Source organism: Neisseria sp. P0001.S007, from assembly GCF_051963655.1.
Taxonomy (GTDB): Bacteria; Pseudomonadota; Gammaproteobacteria; order Burkholderiales; family Neisseriaceae; genus Neisseria; species Neisseria subflava_A.
This window is the reverse complement of record NZ_JBQCUB010000007.1, coordinates 44376-61356: the sequence shown is the minus strand read 5'-3', so window position 1 is coordinate 61356 and position 16981 is coordinate 44376. Positions and strand designations below refer to the sequence as shown.

At 45.7% G+C, this 16981-nt stretch carries 15 protein-coding genes and 1 pseudogene; 5 read left to right on the top strand and 11 right to left on the bottom strand.

The features are described from left to right. Window positions 1-173: 173 nt before the first annotated feature. Window positions 174-341, bottom strand: a pseudogene (locus ACTHRE_RS07485) (signal recognition particle-docking protein FtsY); the annotation flags it as partial. A 146-nt stretch (window positions 342-487) separates the two neighbouring features. On the opposite strand from ACTHRE_RS07485, the gene msrAB reads away from it, so the two are divergent. Next, window positions 488-2056 (top strand): bifunctional peptide-methionine (S)-S-oxide reductase MsrA/peptide-methionine (R)-S-oxide reductase MsrB, encoded by a 1569-nt coding sequence (gene msrAB / locus ACTHRE_RS07480; protein ID WP_377073498.1) that lies wholly within the window; start codon window positions 488-490, stop codon window positions 2054-2056. Between the two features lie 129 nt (window positions 2057-2185). Here msrAB and purB read toward each other — a convergent pair whose 3' ends face one another. Next, window positions 2186-3556, bottom strand: a complete 1371-nt coding sequence (purB, locus tag ACTHRE_RS07475; RefSeq protein WP_377073500.1) for an adenylosuccinate lyase — start codon at window positions 3554-3556, stop codon at window positions 2186-2188. Window positions 3557-3765: 209 nt separating this feature from the next. On the opposite strand from purB, the gene ACTHRE_RS07470 reads away from it, so the two are divergent. Further along, window positions 3766-4206, top strand: a complete 441-nt coding sequence (locus ACTHRE_RS07470) for a surface-adhesin E family protein (RefSeq protein WP_070646459.1) — start codon at window positions 3766-3768, stop codon at window positions 4204-4206. 385 nt (window positions 4207-4591) lie between these two features. Here ACTHRE_RS07470 and ACTHRE_RS07465 read toward each other — a convergent pair whose 3' ends face one another. Then, a complete protein-coding gene (locus ACTHRE_RS07465; protein ID WP_070584550.1) occupies window positions 4592-5161 on the bottom strand; it encodes an L-threonylcarbamoyladenylate synthase in 570 nt (189 codons plus the stop codon). Between the two features lie 72 nt (window positions 5162-5233). Further along, window positions 5234-6505, bottom strand: a complete 1272-nt coding sequence (gene purD / locus ACTHRE_RS07460) for a phosphoribosylamine--glycine ligase (protein ID WP_377073503.1) — start codon at window positions 6503-6505, stop codon at window positions 5234-5236. A 140-nt stretch (window positions 6506-6645) separates the two neighbouring features. On the opposite strand from purD, the gene ACTHRE_RS07455 reads away from it, so the two are divergent. Then, complete coding sequence (locus tag ACTHRE_RS07455; RefSeq protein WP_049349195.1) at window positions 6646-6957, top strand: DUF4298 domain-containing protein; 312 nt, start codon at window positions 6646-6648, stop codon at window positions 6955-6957. 54 nt (window positions 6958-7011) lie between these two features. On the opposite strand, the gene ACTHRE_RS07450 is transcribed toward ACTHRE_RS07455, so the two are convergent. The 5 genes from ACTHRE_RS07450 to ACTHRE_RS07430 all read right to left on the bottom strand — a co-directional run bounded on the left by ACTHRE_RS07450 (window position 7012) and on the right by ACTHRE_RS07430 (window position 11212). Next, window positions 7012-7623: an IMPACT family protein gene (locus ACTHRE_RS07450; protein ID WP_377073505.1), complete on the bottom strand. Its 612-nt coding sequence runs from the start codon at window positions 7621-7623 to the stop codon at window positions 7012-7014. A gap of 61 nt (window positions 7624-7684) precedes the next feature. Continuing rightward, on the bottom strand, window positions 7685-8617 hold the full coding sequence (locus tag ACTHRE_RS07445) for an electron transfer flavoprotein subunit alpha/FixB family protein (protein ID WP_377073507.1): 933 nt from the start codon (window positions 8615-8617) through the stop codon (window positions 7685-7687). 10 nt (window positions 8618-8627) lie between these two features. After that, on the bottom strand, window positions 8628-9377 hold the full coding sequence (locus ACTHRE_RS07440) for an electron transfer flavoprotein subunit beta/FixA family protein (protein WP_003686610.1): 750 nt from the start codon (window positions 9375-9377) through the stop codon (window positions 8628-8630). Window positions 9378-9560: 183 nt separating this feature from the next. Next, a complete protein-coding gene (gene waaC, locus ACTHRE_RS07435) occupies window positions 9561-10529 on the bottom strand; it encodes a lipopolysaccharide heptosyltransferase I (protein ID WP_377073509.1) in 969 nt (322 codons plus the stop codon). A gap of 47 nt (window positions 10530-10576) precedes the next feature. Next, window positions 10577-11212: a nicotinamidase gene (locus ACTHRE_RS07430; protein ID WP_070646454.1), complete on the bottom strand. Its 636-nt coding sequence runs from the start codon at window positions 11210-11212 to the stop codon at window positions 10577-10579. Between the two features lie 170 nt (window positions 11213-11382). Here ACTHRE_RS07430 and tsaA point away from each other — a divergent pair, with 170 nt between their 5' ends. Beyond that, window positions 11383-12057 carry a tRNA (N6-threonylcarbamoyladenosine(37)-N6)-methyltransferase TrmO gene (gene tsaA, locus ACTHRE_RS07425; RefSeq protein WP_377073511.1) on the top strand — a complete coding sequence of 225 codons (675 nt, stop codon included), beginning with the start codon at window positions 11383-11385 and terminating at the stop codon, window positions 12055-12057. Between the two features lie 95 nt (window positions 12058-12152). On the opposite strand, the gene gap is transcribed toward tsaA, so the two are convergent. Then, window positions 12153-13157: a type I glyceraldehyde-3-phosphate dehydrogenase gene (gap, locus tag ACTHRE_RS07420; protein WP_070591971.1), complete on the bottom strand. Its 1005-nt coding sequence runs from the start codon at window positions 13155-13157 to the stop codon at window positions 12153-12155. A gap of 650 nt (window positions 13158-13807) precedes the next feature. Between gap and lpxC the strand changes: the two genes are divergently transcribed. Beyond that, on the top strand, window positions 13808-14722 hold the full coding sequence (gene lpxC, locus ACTHRE_RS07415) for a UDP-3-O-acyl-N-acetylglucosamine deacetylase (protein ID WP_377073514.1): 915 nt from the start codon (window positions 13808-13810) through the stop codon (window positions 14720-14722). Between the two features lie 238 nt (window positions 14723-14960). On the opposite strand, the gene ggt is transcribed toward lpxC, so the two are convergent. Continuing rightward, entirely contained in the window at window positions 14961-16730 is a 1770-nt protein-coding gene (ggt, locus tag ACTHRE_RS07410; protein ID WP_440344936.1) for a gamma-glutamyltransferase, read from the bottom strand. Between the last annotated feature and the right edge of the window lie 251 nt (window positions 16731-16981).

The window sequence follows — 16981 nt, the reverse complement described above, 5'->3', positions numbered from 1 at the left end:
GCAACGGTTTCTTGAACCTGTGCAACAGCCTCGCTGACGGTTTCAACAGCCGCTTCTTTTGCCGCTTCAACGTGTTCTTCTACTTTTTCGACTGTTTCAGACGGCGTTTCGGTTAAAGCTTCCCGCACCTGCTCGACGGTTTCGCTGACGGTTTCAACAGCCGATTCAACAACTGATTCAATATGCCCTTTGACGCTTTCTGCTAAAGATTCGGCATCTTCTTTAATATTTTCAACTACTTGAGCAACTTCAGATTCTACTTTTGCTGCGGTTTCCTGAACTTGAGCCTCCTCAGGAGCCGGAGTTTCCTGTTTTTTCTTGCGACGGAAGAAGCTGAACATTAAATTTTCCTTTTAATTTTAGAAACTTGAAATAGGGAGTATTGTAGCGTATTTTACGTGGCAAGGTCGTCTGAAAATCAAGGTTGTCAGGTTTTAGCATTTCCAACGTCTAATTAAGACAAACCATCCATACAGGAAACATAGAGATGAATCTCCGCACATTATTTTCACTTTGCACCAAGTTCGGCTGCCTGCTTGCGCTTGGCGCCTGCTCATCCAAAATGATGGATACCGAAGCCGCAACCGTACCGCAGGCATTGTCCTCATTGAAAACCCCTGACAACCGCCCTGCCAGTGTTTTTCTGAAAAAAGACAAACCCACCCTGATTAAATTTTGGGCAAGTTGGTGTCCTTTGTGTTTGTCCGAATTGGGACAAACCGAAAAATGGGCGCAAGATGCAAAATTCGGTTCTGCCAACCTGATTACCGTTGCCTCGCCCGGTTTTCTGCACGAGAAAAAAGACGGCGACTTCCAAAAATGGTATGCCGGTTTGAACTATCCCAAGCTACCCGTCGTTACCGACAACGGTGGCACCATCGCCCAAAGCCTGAATATCAGTGTTTACCCTTCATGGGCGTTAATCGGTAAAGACGGCGACGTGCAGCGCATCGTCAAAGGCAGCATCAACGAAGCGCAGGCATTGGCGTTAATCCGCGATCCGAATGCCGATATAGGCCGTCTGAAAAACACATTCTACAAATCTGACACACAGAAAAAGGATTCAGCAATCATGAATACGCGCACCATCTACCTCGCCGGCGGCTGCTTCTGGGGCTTGGAAGCCTATTTCCAACGCATAGACGGCGTGGTTGACGCAGTATCCGGCTACGCCAACGGCAAAACGGAAAACCCAAGCTACGAAGACGTGTCCTACCGCGATACGGGCCATGCCGAAACCGTCAAAGTTACCTACGATGCCGACAAACTCAGCCTAGACGACATCCTGCAATACTATTTCCGCGTTGTTGACCCGACCAGCCTCAACAAACAAGGCAACGACATCGGCACGCAATACCGCAGCGGCGTGTACTACACCGACCCTGCCGAAAAAGCCGTCATCGCCGCCGCGCTCAAACGCGAGCAGCAAAAATACCAACAGCCCCTCGTCGTCGAAAACGAGCAGTTGCAAAATTTCTACGACGCCGAGGAATACCATCAGGACTACCTGATTAAAAACCCCAACGGCTACTGCCACATCGACATCCGCAAAGCCGACGAACCGCTGCCGGGCAAAACCAAAGCCGCCCCGCAAGGCAAAGGCTTCGATGCGGCAACGTATAAAAAACCCGGCGATGCCGAACTCAAACGCATCCTGACCGAAGAGCAATACCAAGTTACTCAAAACAGCGCGACAGAATATGCCTTCAGCCACGAATACGACCATCTGTTCAAACCCGGCATTTATGTGGACGTTGTCAGCGGCGAACCCCTGTTCAGCTCTGCCGACAAATTTGATTCCGGCTGCGGCTGGCCGAGCTTTACCCATCCAATTAATGCCTCCGCCGTTACCGAACACGACGATTTCAGCTACAACATGCGCCGCACCGAAGTGCGCAGCCATGCCGCCGATTCACACTTGGGACACGTTTTCCCCGACGGGCCGAAAGACAAAGGCGGACTGCGCTATTGCATCAACGGCGCAAGTTTGAAATTCATTCCTTTGGAAGAAATGGACGCTGCCGGCTACGGCGCATTGAAAGACAAAGTGAAATAACGGTTTGAATCGAAAAAGGCCGTCTGAAAGAGATTTCAGACGGCCTTTTTAATTTGTTGAATGTAGAAAGCTGGTTCTTATCTATCAAAAAATCTCAATAACTAAGAACGTGCGCCCTACAAAAACCTTTTAAATTCGTTTTGCCAACTCTTCGGCTTTACCCACATACAACGCAGGGGTCAGCTCAAGCAATTTGGCTTTGGCTTCTGCCGGAATTTCCAACGATTCAATAAAGAGTTTCAACACTTCAGGCGTAATGCCGTCTTTACCGCGTGTCAGGTCTTTCAGCTTCTCGTAAGGATTTGCCACGCCGTAACGACGCATTACGGTTTGAATCGGCTCGGCCAGCAGCTCCCAAGTAGCGTCCAAATCTGCAGCAAGGGCGGCAGGATTCGGTTCAAGCTTGTTCAGACCGCGCAGATGGGCGGCAAAGCCCAATACGGTATAGCCCACGCCTACGCCCATATTACGCAATACGGTGCTGTCGGTCAGGTCACGCTGCCAACGGGAAATCGGCAGTTTTTCAGACAAAAAGCCCAATACGGTATTGGCCATACCGAGGTTGCCTTCGGAGTTTTCAAAGTCGATTGGGTTGACTTTGTGCGGCATGGTGGAAGAACCGACTTCGCCTGCTTTGACTTTTTGTTTGAAGTAACCCAAAGAAATGTAGCCCCAAACGTCGCGGTTGAAGTCGATCAGAATCGTGTTGACACGACTGATGGCTTGGAAGAATTCCGCCATATAGTCATGTGGCTCGATTTGAATGGTGTAGGGGTTGAAGGTCAGGCCGAGGCTGATTTCAACGAAGTTGCGGCAATGAGTTTCCCAATCCACATCGGGATAAGCAACCATATGGGCATTGTAGTTGCCGACTGCGCCATTGATTTTGCCGAGGAACTCTTGCGCTTGCAGGTTTTTAAACTGACGTTGCAGGCGGTACACGACATTGGCGATTTCTTTACCCAGTGTGCTTGGTGTAGCAGGCTGGCCATGCGTACGGCTCATCATAGGGACGGCAGCCAACTCATGCGCCATGCCGGTCAACTTCTCGATGATTTCGGCCAGTTTCGGCAGAAAAACAGCCTCACGCGCTTCTTGCAGCATTAAAGCGTGGGACAGATTGTTGATGTCTTCGCTGGTGCAGGCAAAGTGGATGAACTCGCTGGCGGCAGCCACTTCAGGCACGCCGGAGAAGCGTTCTTTAAGCCAATATTCGATGGCTTTGACGTCGTGATTGGTGGTCGCCTCAATGGCTTTGACGGCGGCGGCATCTTCAAGCGAGAAGTTTTCGATCACTTTGTCGATTTCGGCAAGCGTAAAATCGCTGAAAGCAGGAACTTCTACAATCTTAGGCTCGGCGGCAAGGGCTTTGAGCCAGTTTAATTCCACTTTGACACGCGCACGCATCAGGCCGTATTCGGAGAAAATCGGACGCAATGCTTCAACGGATTTGGCGTAGCGGCCATCTAATGGGGAAAGTGCAGCGATAGGGTTAATCATGTCGGATCTTCCTATGGGATGAAAACCAAATTGTTTGCAATTATACATGATTTTACACTTCAAGGCCGTCTGAAAGACAAGTTTCAGACGGCCTTTCAGCGTATTTTTCATAAAATTCTTTTCAGAGGTTCAACTTTGCAAAATTGATTTACGATATATGCCATCTTCACGGATAATATCGGCTGACTTTCTGTAAATAATGAGGTTTTATGAATATCAAACGTTTTTCTCTAGCTGCCACCGTATTTGCGGCTTTGATATTGAGTGCCTGTGAAACAACCACCACATCGAGCGGCGGCGGCAGCTGGACCAACATCGGCACCATCTCTGAAGGCAATATCAAAGTAGCCATTGATAGAAGCAGCATTAAAAGAAATGGCGCACTGGTTACTTTCCGCGATAAAAAAACCGTTTCCAAACTGAAAGAGGAACGTTTCGTTAACACCCCGGCCTATAAAACGGCTATCGGCAGCTGGGAAATTCATTGCTCAAACAAAACCTATCGTCTGGCAGCGCTGCAACTGATGGATGAACACGGCCGGGTGATTTCCAACCAAAGCTATACGCCGACCAGCATCCGTCCAATGAGCGTCATGAGCGGCACGATTACTGAAAAACAATACGAAACTGTGTGCGGACATAAGCTTTAATCCACACTTATTCACAAAGTTATCCACAGTTTAAATATTTAAAAGGCCGTCTGAATGCTTTGAATATCAAGTTTCAGACGGCCTTTTTATATTTTTATGGAAATTTATCTTCAAATTTATCCACAAAATTTGTTTATTCAAAAATAATTTATTACAGCGATTCATTTACGCTCAAAATTTACTTCATTCTTTGCAAGAGCATTTCACAAAATACTGCTTTATACTCTATTTACTGACTTACTATCTGCTTAATCGATCTGTATTTACAGACTACTATGTATCAAACTGGATCTGCACTAAATGCTTTTCACACAGGTATTCCAATCTTTTGGAAAAAATTTGCTTCTTCAAATAAATACCTTTCCTTTGATGATACAACCCTTCTTTAACGTAGCCTTGCCCCTGTTTCTCCGTCAATAATCTGGCTAGGCGTTTTCTGCTTACCTATCAATCCGCCTACAACCCAGACTTTCCTACCAAACTGTCTTCTGACTTCCCTTTCCGTTTTGCATGCCCGTTTTCCTGCACGATTGCATGAAGTAGAGACTAAAGGCATTTCCAAAACCTGACACAAACGCCTTGCACCTACATGCGCAGGAACTCTGACAGCCAATTTACTGCGTCCTTTTCCACGCAATGAGGGCAATACTTTTTTGCCGACCGGCAATAAAAAAGTTTTCGGAGCAGGCCATGCTTCATGCAGCATAGTTTGGATATTTTCAGACGGCCTTTGCAGCAAAGGTTGCAACTGTTCCAAGCTATGGCCAATGACAATCATGCCTTTGTGTTGCGGTCGTTTTTTCAGATGAATCAGTTGATTGAGTGCTTTAGGCAAAGTAGGGACACAGCCCAAGCCATAGCAAGACTCGGTAGGATAGGCGACCAAACCGCCTTTTTTAAGATGCGCCTGCAGCCTGCGTTGGGCTGCAGCCGATAAAATTCTGGGAAACATCATCATCATACCAAGGCCGTCTGAAACTGAGATTGTCGGACAATCTGTGTTCAGACGGCCTATTTCTATTCATTATTAACGGTTGATGGCTTTATCGGCAATGTCTTTACGGTATTGCATACCGTCAAAACGGATTGTTTCCAATGCCTCATAAGCCTTGCTTTTAGCTTGGGCAACATCATCGCCCAAACCGACTACACACAACACACGGCCGCCATTGGTTACCACTTCGCCTTTTTCATTCGTTGCAGTACCGGCATGGAAAACTTTACCGATTTGATTGGCCTTATCCAAGCCGAAGATCACATCGCCTTTTTTCGGAGAGTTAGGATAATTTTGTGCGGCCAACACCACACCTACTGCAGTCTGCGGATTCCATTCGGCAGCAACACTATCCAGTTTGCCGTCGATTGCCGCTTCAACCAAGTCCACCAAATCGCTATCCAAACGGCTCATAATCGGCTGGGTTTCAGGGTCGCCGAAACGGCAGTTAAATTCAATGGTATAAGGCGCACCGTTTTTATCAATCATCAAGCCCGCGTATAAAAAGCCGGTAAACTCATGACCTTCTGCTTTCATACCGGCCACAGTCGGCAAAATAATTTCATTCATCGCGCGCTCGTACACATCAGGCGTTACCACCGGAGCAGGGCTGTATGCGCCCATACCGCCGGTATTAGGGCCTTTGTCGTCATCCAGCAGGCGTTTATGGTCTTGGCTGGTTGCCATCGGTAAAACATGATTGCCGTCCGCCATAACGATAAAGCTCGCTTCCTCGCCTTGCAGGAAATCTTCAATCACGACGCGCGCGCCTGCATTGCCCATTTTATTGCCCAACAACATATCGTCGATAGCGGCATGGGCTTCATCCAAAGTCATAGCGACAATCACGCCTTTACCGGCAGCCAAACCATCCGCTTTAATAACAATCGGCGCACCTTTTTGGTTGCAGTAATCATGTGCCGCATCGGCATTTTCAAAAGTTTGGTATTGCGCGGTTGGAATCTTATATTTTGCCATAAATGCTTTAGCAAAATCCTTTGAGCTCTCCAGCTGGGCCGCGTATTGAGTCGGGCCAAAAATCTTCAATCCGGCAGCACGGAAGTCATTCACCACACCCGCAGCCAAAGGAGCTTCAGGGCCGACTACGGTAAAGGCAATATTTTCATTACGGCAAAAATCAATCAAATCTTGATGCGCCGTCAACGCTATATTCTGCAGTTTAGGCTCAATTGCCGTTCCGGCATTACCAGGTGCAACAAAGACAGTTTCTACTTTAGACGACTGCGCCAATTTCCAAGCCAGTGCGTGTTCACGTCCACCATTACCAATAACGAGCAATTTCATACCATCTCCTTGAAGAATAGATGTTGTAAATAAAATTCAATCGATGGAATATTGTTCCATCTTGCATAGCTGTTTCAAATTAAGAATAATATTGCACCAAGACAACCATACTCTAATTTCAAACAACGAAAGGACAAATCATGCAAAAACGTATTGACGAAATTCAAAGCAAATACCGCGAATGGTGCGAATTACTGCCGCAACTAGAAGCAGATATCGCCCGCTGGAAACATGCTGCAAGCCTTATGCAGGACATGGATGAATTCTATACCAACGAATACCAAGCATGCCATCAAGCCATTGAAGAAGGGGCAGATGTTGATTTGCGTACACAGGGCGAATACAGCATTATGAGCGAAGATGCCCTATGGAACGCACTGGGGGAATTTCATCAACTGGCTTGGGAACACCTGCGCTCAAGCGTAAATGCTTTAGACAGATACCAAGGCTAAAACATCAAAGGCCGTCTGAAACTTTTGATTTCTCAAATATGTTCAGACGACCTTTTATTCAAACGGCTGTTCAGTATCTACTTCAATTTGGCGCGTATTTTTCCAAGCAGCAATACAGGTTTCATAATCGGTCAACGCTATTTTCACTGTTAACTTACAATCCAGCTGCAAATCCTGTTCCACAATATCGGCCTGATATTGTTTGGCAATCCGTATAGCCTCATTCAAAACAGGATATTCACACTTCAACCAAACTGTCTTTTCGACATTCTTTTCAACAATTTCAGCTATCGCCAATGCCTGAGCTGTTGATTCCTTATAAGCATGAATCAGACCGGGAACACCCAATAGCGTACCTCCAAAATAGCGCACAACTACAACCAACACATCCGTTACGCCGACAGAATCAATCTGCCCCAGAATAGGGCGACCTGCGCTTCCGGACGGTTCTCCATCATCGTTTGCACGAAACTGCATTCCATCCACACCCAATCGATAGGCGTAGCACCAATGTCGCGCCTTGTGATGCTCTTCCTTTAATGGGTCGAGATACTTCTTCACATCGGCCAAAGTGCGAATCGGATAGGCGTACGCGATGAAGCGGCTGCCTTTATCTTTAAATTCAGCCTGTGTCAGTGTGGTAATGGTTTTATAGGTCGTAATCATGCCAAAATATTTTCAGACGGCCTTTGTTATAAAAGGCCGTCTGAACGTTTCACGTGAAACATTAGTTTTTCAGTGCTTCAGTCAGTTGAGGCACAACTTCAAACAAATCACCAACCAAGCCGTAATCTGCCACATTGAAAATCAGAGCGTCAGCATCTTTGTTGATGGCAACAATCACTTTACTGTCCTGCATACCGGCAACGTGTTGGATAGCACCAGAAATACCGATAGCGAAGTATAGTTGCGGCGCAACCACTTTACCGGTTTGTCCGACTTGGGCATCGTTTGGCGCATACTCGGCATCCACTGCCGCACGGGATGCACCAATCGCTGCACCCAAAGCATCCGCCAATGGAGTTAACACTTCATTGAATTTTTCAGCACTGCCCAATGCACGGCCACCGGAAACAATCACTTTTGCCTGAGTCAATTCAGGGCGGTCAGACTGGGAAAGTTGACGGTTTACGAAACGGCTCAGGTTTTGAGCAGGCGCTGCCTCAACATTGACCACTTCTGCATTACCGCCTTGTCCGGCAGCATCAAATGCGGTTGCACGGAAAGTCAGCACCAGTTTTTCAGAATTGGATTGAACGGTTTCAAATGCATTACCGGCATAAATCGGACGGACAAATGTCGAGTTATCCACAACTTCAGTTAAATCCGAAACTTGTGGCACATCCAATAGGGCAGCAACCCGGGGCAGAAGATTTTTACCAAACGCAGTTGCAGTCGCAGCCACATAGCGGTAATCCACAGCCAGTTTAACAACCAAAGGCGCTAATTCTTCTACCAAACCTTCAGCGTAATAGGGCGCATCGGCTACCAAAACTTTCGCCACGCCTGCAACCTGTTTCGCTTCTTCAACCACCGCAGCAGCATTACTGCCGGCAACCAATAAATCTACATTACCCAATTTGGTGGCAGCCGTTACCGCATGCAAAGTGGCAGGATTCAAATGTTGGTTATTATGTTCCGCAATAATCAATACGCTCATTTCATACTCCTTAGATCACTTTGGCTTCGTTTTTCAGCTTTTCAACCAACTCGGCAACATCAGCCACTTTCACACCGGCTTGACGTGCTTTAGGTTCAGCAAATTTCACGGTATTCAAACGCGGAGAAATATCCACAGCCAAATCGGCAGGACTTAATTTTTCCAAAGGTTTTTTCTTTGCCGCCATGATATTAGGAAGTTTGACAAAGCGTGGTTCGTTCAAACGCAAATCTGCACTGATGACCGCAGGCAGCTTCAATGCAACAGTCTCTTCGCCGCCGTCAATTTCACGGGTTACCAATGCTTCTTCGCCTTCAATTTGCACTTTTGATGCAAAAGTACCTTGAGCCGCATTCAACAACGCAGCCAGCATTTGGGCAACTTGGTTGGCGTCATCGTCAATTGCCTGTTTGCCCAGCAATAAAATTTGCGGATTTTCTTTATCCGCAACAGCTTTCAGCAATTTTGCAACGGCCAAAGGCTCCAACTTCGCATCAGTCTCAACATGAACCGCACGGTCGGCACCCATCGCCAAAGCAGTACGCAACGTCTCTTCGCATTTTTTCTCGCCAAGAGAAACAGCAACAATCTCGCTTACTTTTCCGGCTTCTTTCAAACGGACAGCTTCTTCTACCGCGATTTCATCAAACGGGTTCATCGACATTTTGACATTACCGATATCCACATCGGAACCATCGGCTTTCACACGAACTTTGACGTTATAGTCCACTACGCGCTTTACTGCGACCAGTGCTTTCATTCAATTCTCCTAAAAAGAATGTCCATCAAATCTAGCATACTGCTTTTGATACATTCTTTATATAAAATCCAATTCGGTTTTCACCAACATGATAAAACCAAATTTGTATAAATCTTGGCAAATAGAGCGGAATTATATCATTTCTAAAGCATTTACTCAGAAAATAAATCCACCCCCCAGCAATTATTTACCGTATGCTGCAACACAATCCATCAAGGTTTTATAAACCTCGTCAACATTGGGAATTTGAGCAATACCGCCTAAATTTTTTGCATAAGCCGAAACTTGAACGCCGGTCTTGACCGGATCTGTATCTGTATAAATTCCTACAACAGGCTTTTCCAACGCATTAGCAAGATGCAGTAGTCCGGTATCTACGCCAATAATGCCCTCTGCGTTTTTCAATAAAAATGCAGCCTGTAATAAATTCATTTTGTCGCAAACCGAAGCAAACGGTAAATCGCTTGCAATCTGTTCGGCACGCATTTTTTCGGTTTTATTTCCCCACGGCAAATATACATTGCATTGTTGTTCTTCATTCAACTTTTTCAATAATGCACGCCAGTGTTCTACCGGCCATAATTTACTGTCTCGACTGGTTGCATGCAAAGCAACGTAATAGGGGGATTGCAAATTTTTCAGACGGCCTAATTCAGGAACCGACAAACCAAATACCTGCGTCTCAGGCATTGTATAACCAAATACTTGGGCGAATAATTCACGGTTTCGCCAGACCGCATTTTTGCCTTTCGGCACGGCAAATGTTTTACTGTATGCAAAGGCAGCCAAACTTTCACGCGTGCTGTGTTTATCTAAACCGTAAATAGGGGATTTTGCCATTTTGGCAAAGCATGCGCTTTTAATCAGTCCTTGACTATCTAAAACAAAATCAAAAGATTCAGCCTGTAAATCCGTTTTCAGACGGCCTATTTCACGCCACGTTTCAGCCTGAAAAAGGTGTTTGCGCCACTGCCGCCATTTCATTACATGAACCTTTTTGACAAAAGGATGTAAGCGGGCAATATCTGCAAACCCTGCCTCACACAGCCAATGGAGCTCTACCTCAGGACATTGTCGCGCCAAATCTTCAACTGCGGGCAACGTATGAATTAAATCGCCCATACTGGACAAGCGGACAAGTAAAATCTTCATATTTTGGAAAATGTTTCACGTGAAACAACAGAATTTAAAAATATAATTTATTGATTATTAATGTATTTTCTTATTTCTTCGGCGTTTTCTAAAATAATAGCCCCGGCAGAATGCATTTCCTGCCATGCAGATTCAACCGTTTCCGGAGCAATACCGCGGCAAGCCGCCTGATTGACAATGACTTTCCAAGCTCCGCCTTTAAGCAACTGTAAAACCGTTGTTTTCACACAATAATCCGTTGCCAAACCGCCGACAATAACTGTATCTGCATTTTGACAGCGCAACCATTCGATCAAACCTGTACTGAGCTTTTCTTCAATATCGTGAAAACATGCGCCGTAAGGATGTAACTCAGGATCAATGCCTTTCCAAACACAATAATCGTATTCCTTGGCTGAAGGCAGGCCATCCAACAATTCATAGCCATATGTTCCAACCATCGCATGTGACACCCAAGTCAAATCCGCATCGGGTAAACCCGTCGGTTTTAACATATCAACAGGATTATCCACAAGCCATTTTGCCGCAACATGATGCGCATCTTTCGTCATCACGCGTAAATCCGCCAATGCAGCTTGGGCATTGAGTTCATCCGCAATCAGATGACCTTCGGCAACAGGCAATTCTTTCGGACACAAAGGCGTAAACGTTTTTTGTGCATCGACATCGATAGAAACAATCATGGATTAATTTAACCTATTGATTTCATTTTACATTATTCAAATTGAGCATTTATTACCCATGTACGTACATTTGAAATAAATGCTTTGTATTATAACAAATTACTACCGCAAAATGTGGGAAAACATCTATGATATGATGACAGTTTGCACAGAATATTTATCCACAGATTATGTCCTATTCGATTACGCCTATTGCAACCGTTCATTCTCCCTACAAACAAAAATTCGGCATTGCCCGCCAACCCGGTTTGGTTCCTGCGGCAGAAATTTGCATTGAACTTACTCCTGAATTTACCGCAGACAGCGTTCGGGGCTTGGAAGATTTCGACTATGTGTGGATAAGTTTTATTTTCCACGGCGTATTGGATGAAGGTTGGGCGCAAATGGTGCGTCCGCCACGACTCGGAGGCAAACAAAAAATAGGCGTATTTGCCACACGCAGCCCGCACCGCCCCAATCATCTCGGTTTATCCCTGCTGAAACTCGAACGCATCGAAACAGGCAAACCTGTCCGCATCTATTGCAGCGGTGCAGACCTATTGGACGGTACTCCGGTAGTGGATATCAAACCCTACATCCCGTTTGTCGAATCCAAACCTGACGCATCATCAGGCTTTGTCAGCGGCAAACCTGAAGAATTGAACGTAGTCTGGGCAGAAAGTACGCTTACGGAACATTTATCCACAGAAGAAAAACATCTCATTGAGCAAAGCATTGCTCAAGATCCCCGCCCTGCCTATCAAGATATTCCCGAACGGGTTTATGTAATGAATATTGCGGATTATGAAGTACAGTTTAGGATAGAAAACAAATGTGCCACAGTGATTAAACTATCCACAATCTGATTGCAAATTGAATCTATCTACAAACAAAAGGCCGTCTGAAATGTTCAGACGGCCTTTTAATTATCCACAGACTGATTGATTCAGCCTGTTATCTTTTAGATTTTGCTGGCAAAGAATTCCAAGGTACGAACCAATTGGCAAGTGTAAGACATTTCATTGTCGTACCAAGCAACGGTTTTTACCAATTGTTTATCGCCAACTGTCATCACGCGGGTTTGAGTCGCATCGAAGAGTGAGCCGTACTCGATACCAATAACGTCGGAAGAAACAATTTGATCTTCAGTGTAGCCTAAAGCATCGTTGGCGGCAGCTTTCATGGCTGCATTGATTTCTTCTTTGGTAACAGGGCGTTCGAGAACAGAAACCAGTTCGGTCAAAGAGCCTGTGGCTACGGGAACGCGTTGGGCAGAGCCATCAAGTTTGCCGTTCAACTCAGGGATAACCAAGCCGATGGCTTTAGCGGCACCGGTGCTGTTCGGTACGATATTCAAAGCAGCGGCACGGGCGCGACGGAAGTCGCCTTTGCGGTGCGGCGCGTCAAGGGTATTTTGGTCGCCGGTATAAGCGTGGATGGTGGTCATTAGGCCTTCAACAATACCGAACTCTTTTTGCAATACCGCAGCCATAGGAGCCAGGCAGTTAGTCGTACAAGAAGCGGCAGAGATGACGGTTTCGCTGCCGTCCAAAATATCTTGGTTTACGCCGTATACAACGGTTTTCACATCATTGCCGCCAGGTGCAGAAATCACAACTTTGCGCGCACCGGCACGGATATGGGCTTCTGCTTTGGTTTTGCTGGTAAAGAAACCGGTACATTCGAGGACAACGTCCACACCCAACTCGCCCCAAGGCAATTCTTCAGGATTAGGATTGGCAAATACTTTGATTTCTTTGCCGTTAACAACAATCGCATCATCTTTCAATTCGGCAGAGCCTTCAAAGCGGCCTTGAGTACTGTCGTATTTGAAGAGGTGCAACAGCATGTCGGCAGGAGTCAAGTCGTTAACAGCAACGACTTCGATACCTTGGGCTTTTTCAATTTGACGCAATGCCAGACGACCGATACGGCCAAAACCATTAATCGCTACTTTAATACTCATTTTGCTACTCCTATTAGATGGAATGGGAAAAATTTTTCAGTAAGGCCATTGTATCCTGAAATAAAATTACTTTCTAGGATTACAGATAATTACTTTTAAGTTATTTGATTTAAATAAAGAAAATATGAAATTCTTGTTTGTAGGAAAATATCGGATAAATCGAATCAGTCCTGACTTTTGATATTTTATTTCATAAAAACCATTTTCCAATCTTAAAAGTTTCATAAGTTTATGAAAATCATAAACTTAGTTCTATTTCCTCCGTATTTGGTCATTTTTTGTTGATAACTCAGTGATTTTCTTCAAATCATAATATTTCAATTTTTAAAATGATGATTTTGATGAAGAACCAAACTATCTGTGGATAACGGAATAACTTTCTTTAAAACCAATTTGATAGTTACTTTTTATCTTTGAGGCAAACCCCAACTGAATACCGGAATAAAAAAGGATAGAATCTTAGTTTCCCTATTTATCTGTGGATAAAACCCAAATTACCCACTTCAATTTCACATGCTATTGTGGATAATTTAAATCTAGAAGTTTCTCTCGCAAAACATCCATATTGGCAAATACTATTAAAAATGATGGCTTGTTTTTTCCTTTTTAACGTATCATTTGCCCATTAGACTTTTTAAAAGGAAGCAATTATGCTGCAACGGACTTTAGCCAAATCAGTAAGCGTTACCGGCGTCGGCCTGCATTCGGGCGAAAGGGTCGCTCTGACTTTGCATCCTGCCGAAGAAAACAGCGGTATTTCGTTCCGCCGTACTGATTTAAGTGGGGAAATGGGCGAAGTAATCAAATTGAATCCTTATTTGATTAACGATACCCGCCTCTCTTCAACCATCGTTACCGATAAAGGCGTGCGCATCGGCACGATTGAACACATTATGTCGGCACTGTCTGCCTACGGCATCGACAATGCTTTGATTGAATTGAACGCGCCTGAAATTCCGATTATGGACGGCTCCAGCCTGCCGTTTATTTACCTTTTACAAGATGCAGGCGTGGTGAATCAAAAAGCCCAAAAACGTTTTTTGAGAATCCTCAAACCCATTGAAATCAAAGAAACCGGAAAATGGGTGCGCTTTACGCCTTATGACGGCTTTAAAGTTACTTTAACCATCGAATTTGACCATCCCGTATTCAACCGCAGCGCACCTACTTTCGAGATTGATTTTGCAGGAAAATCCTACATCGATGAGATTGCCCGCGCCCGTACCTTCGGCTTTATGCACGAAGTGGAAATGATGCGCGCCCACAATCTCGGACTGGGCGGCAATTTGAACAACGCCATCGTGATTGACGACATGGATGTTTTGAACCCGGAAGGTTTGCGCTATCCCGATGAATTTGTCCGCCACAAAATCCTTGATGCGATTGGCGATTTATACATTGTCGGCCATCCGATTATCGGTGCATTTGAAGGTTACAAATCAGGCCATGCCATCAATAATGCGCTGTTGCGTGCCGTTTTGGCAGATGAAACCGCTTACGAATGGGTTGAGTTTGCCGATGACGAAGACTTACCCACCGCTTTCCACGAGCTGCCGGCAGCCTGATAGTAAATAGATAACGCAGTCCAATGAAAAAGGCCGTCTGAAAGGTTCAGACGGCCTAAATCATGTCGTTTTCCACAAGTAATTATCCACATATTCACCCCTTTTATCTTATTGAAAAATAAAAATATTAAAATTTAATGTTATTCTTATACACATCTTATCCATATATTTTCCCAAATTAAAAGGCCGTCTGAACAACTAGATTTCAGACGGCCTTTTTCATGTCAAACCGACAATATCAATCGCCCATGACTTTGCCTTCGCGTCGCGGGTCGGCGCCACCGAGCAAACCGTCTTTGCCGATCACAATCCCTTGTACGCCGGAATTCAAATCGCGGATTTGGACTTTGTAGCCCAATTTTTCCAACGCAGCCGCTTTATCCACCGCAGCGGTTTTTTCCTCGATTTCATACTGGCTGCCACGATTGAGCATATTCGGCAGTGAAATTGCCGTCTGAATGTCCATGCCCCAGTCGATATGCGCCACCAACGTTTTAGCAACGAAACCGATAATGCGGCTGCCGCCTGGAGAACCGACCGCCATATAAGGCTTACCGTCTTTCATCACAATGGTCGGCGCCATCGAAGAACGCGGACGTTTGCCACCGGCCACGCTGTTTGCCACCGTTTTACCGTCTTCTCCGACAGGATTGAAGGCAAAATCAGTTAATTCGTTGTTAAGCAGATAGCCGTTTGCCATCAGACCCGAACCGAACGCATTTTCAATCGAAGTCGTCATCGATACAACGTTGCCGTCTTTATCCACAACCACCAAATGGCTGGTGGACGGTAGCTCGACCGCCATGCCTTGCGCGTATTCCTTACCGAACTTACCTGCCTGAATAGTTTCCAACGCCTTGTCAGCTTTGCGGATTTCTTCGGCACGCGGTTTCAGGTAAGCCTGCGAAATCAAGGCGCGGGTCGGAACGTTCACAAACGCAGGATCGCCGACATAATAATCACGGTCGGCAAACGCAATCCGCGACGCATCGCCTATCCAGCGCCAACTGTGGATATTTTCTGCACCCAACGCCTTCATATCCTGATTCTGCAAGACGCCCAAAATCTGCCCCAAAGCGATTGCGCCGGAACTTGGCGCGCCCATGCCGCAAACTTCATATTCACGATACGGCGCACAAACCGGCTTACGCTCGATAACTTGATAGTTTTTCAAATCCGCCATGCTGATTTTGCCGGGATTATCCACAGCACCGGTAACGGCACGGACAATATTCTGCGCCAGTATTCCCTGATAAAACGGCGTGCTGCCTTTTTCCGCCAACAGGCGTACGGAACGTGCAAATTCAGGATTTTTCAAAACCGTTCCCGCAGCCAAAGGTTTGCCGTCGGGTAAGAAATAGGCAGCAGTTTGCGGATAACGTTGCAAGGGTTCCAAATTTTGTTCGATGGATTTCGCCATACGCGGAGAAACAGCAAAACCTTGTTTCGCCAAAGTAATTGGTTTCTCAAACAAACTTGCCCACGGCAATTTGCCGTAACGCTTATGGACATCTTCCAGCAGCTTCGGAATCCCCGGCACACCGACCGAACGGCCGCCAACCACCGCTTTCATAAAGCCCATCGGTTTGCCGTTTTCGTCCAAGAAAAGTTCCGGCGTTGCCGCTTTCGGCGCTGTTTCACGGGCATCAAACGTCGTCAGCTTTTTCGCCTTATTGTCCCAATACACCAAAAACGCACCGCCACCCAATCCGGAAGACTGAGGCTCAACCAGTCCCAAAGTTGTCTGCATGGCAATCATCGCATCTATCGCACTGCCGCCGCGCTTCAAAATTTCATAACCGGCTTCAGTCGCCAGCGGATTGGCAGACGCCGCCATATAATACTTGGCGCGGATTAATTTCTGCTCCGTCAGCCCTGTTCCTTGCTCCGGCGCATGGTTATCCACAGATACGGAGGGCAGGGAAACTTGAGGCTTTTGAACCGGCTGTTGCGCACAAGCGGCCAAAATCAAAACGGATAACAAATTAATACTAAAGGAAAACTTCATATGCACACCCTTATTGAAATATTTTCAGACGGCCTTTTCCCAGCTTAAATAAAAGGAAATATGAAAATAGCTTGAAATAAAAAACTATTTGACTATTTCTCTAGTCAATCAGTTCCGATTGGAGAAGTATAAAACAAGCTAAGATTGTGCACAGGCAAAAAGTTACCCACAGAATAAAGCAGCAGGAAAAATTTATCCATATCTGCAAACAAGGCCGACCATACTTTATCCTCATTAAAAAATATCAGCTA

Bases quoted from the DNA above. Each gene is read 5' to 3' on its own strand.
- ACTHRE_RS07465 (WP_070584550.1), bottom strand. From the start codon at position 5,161: ATGATGTTTCCCAGAATTTTATCGGCTGCAGCCCAACGCAGGCTGCAG.
- ggt (WP_440344936.1), bottom strand. From the start codon at position 16,730: ATGAAGTTTTCCTTTAGTATTAATTTGTTATCCGTTTTGATTTTGGCC.
- purD (WP_377073503.1), bottom strand. From the start codon at position 6,505: ATGAAATTGCTCGTTATTGGTAATGGTGGACGTGAACACGCACTGGCT.
- ACTHRE_RS07470 (WP_070646459.1), top strand. From the start codon at position 3,766: ATGAATATCAAACGTTTTTCTCTAGCTGCCACCGTATTTGCGGCTTTG.
- tsaA (WP_377073511.1), top strand. From the start codon at position 11,383: ATGTCCTATTCGATTACGCCTATTGCAACCGTTCATTCTCCCTACAAA.
- ACTHRE_RS07445 (WP_377073507.1), bottom strand. From the start codon at position 8,617: ATGAGCGTATTGATTATTGCGGAACATAATAACCAACATTTGAATCCT.
- gap (WP_070591971.1), bottom strand. From the start codon at position 13,157: ATGAGTATTAAAGTAGCGATTAATGGTTTTGGCCGTATCGGTCGTCTG.
- waaC (WP_377073509.1), bottom strand. From the start codon at position 10,529: ATGAAGATTTTACTTGTCCGCTTGTCCAGTATGGGCGATTTAATTCAT.
- purB (WP_377073500.1), bottom strand. From the start codon at position 3,556: ATGATTAACCCTATCGCTGCACTTTCCCCATTAGATGGCCGCTACGCC.
- msrAB (WP_377073498.1), top strand. From the start codon at position 488: ATGAATCTCCGCACATTATTTTCACTTTGCACCAAGTTCGGCTGCCTG.
- ACTHRE_RS07450 (WP_377073505.1), bottom strand. From the start codon at position 7,623: ATGATTACGACCTATAAAACCATTACCACACTGACACAGGCTGAATTT.
- ACTHRE_RS07455 (WP_049349195.1), top strand. From the start codon at position 6,646: ATGCAAAAACGTATTGACGAAATTCAAAGCAAATACCGCGAATGGTGC.
- lpxC (WP_377073514.1), top strand. From the start codon at position 13,808: ATGCTGCAACGGACTTTAGCCAAATCAGTAAGCGTTACCGGCGTCGGC.
- ACTHRE_RS07440 (WP_003686610.1), bottom strand. From the start codon at position 9,377: ATGAAAGCACTGGTCGCAGTAAAGCGCGTAGTGGACTATAACGTCAAA.
- ACTHRE_RS07430 (WP_070646454.1), bottom strand. From the start codon at position 11,212: ATGATTGTTTCTATCGATGTCGATGCACAAAAAACGTTTACGCCTTTG.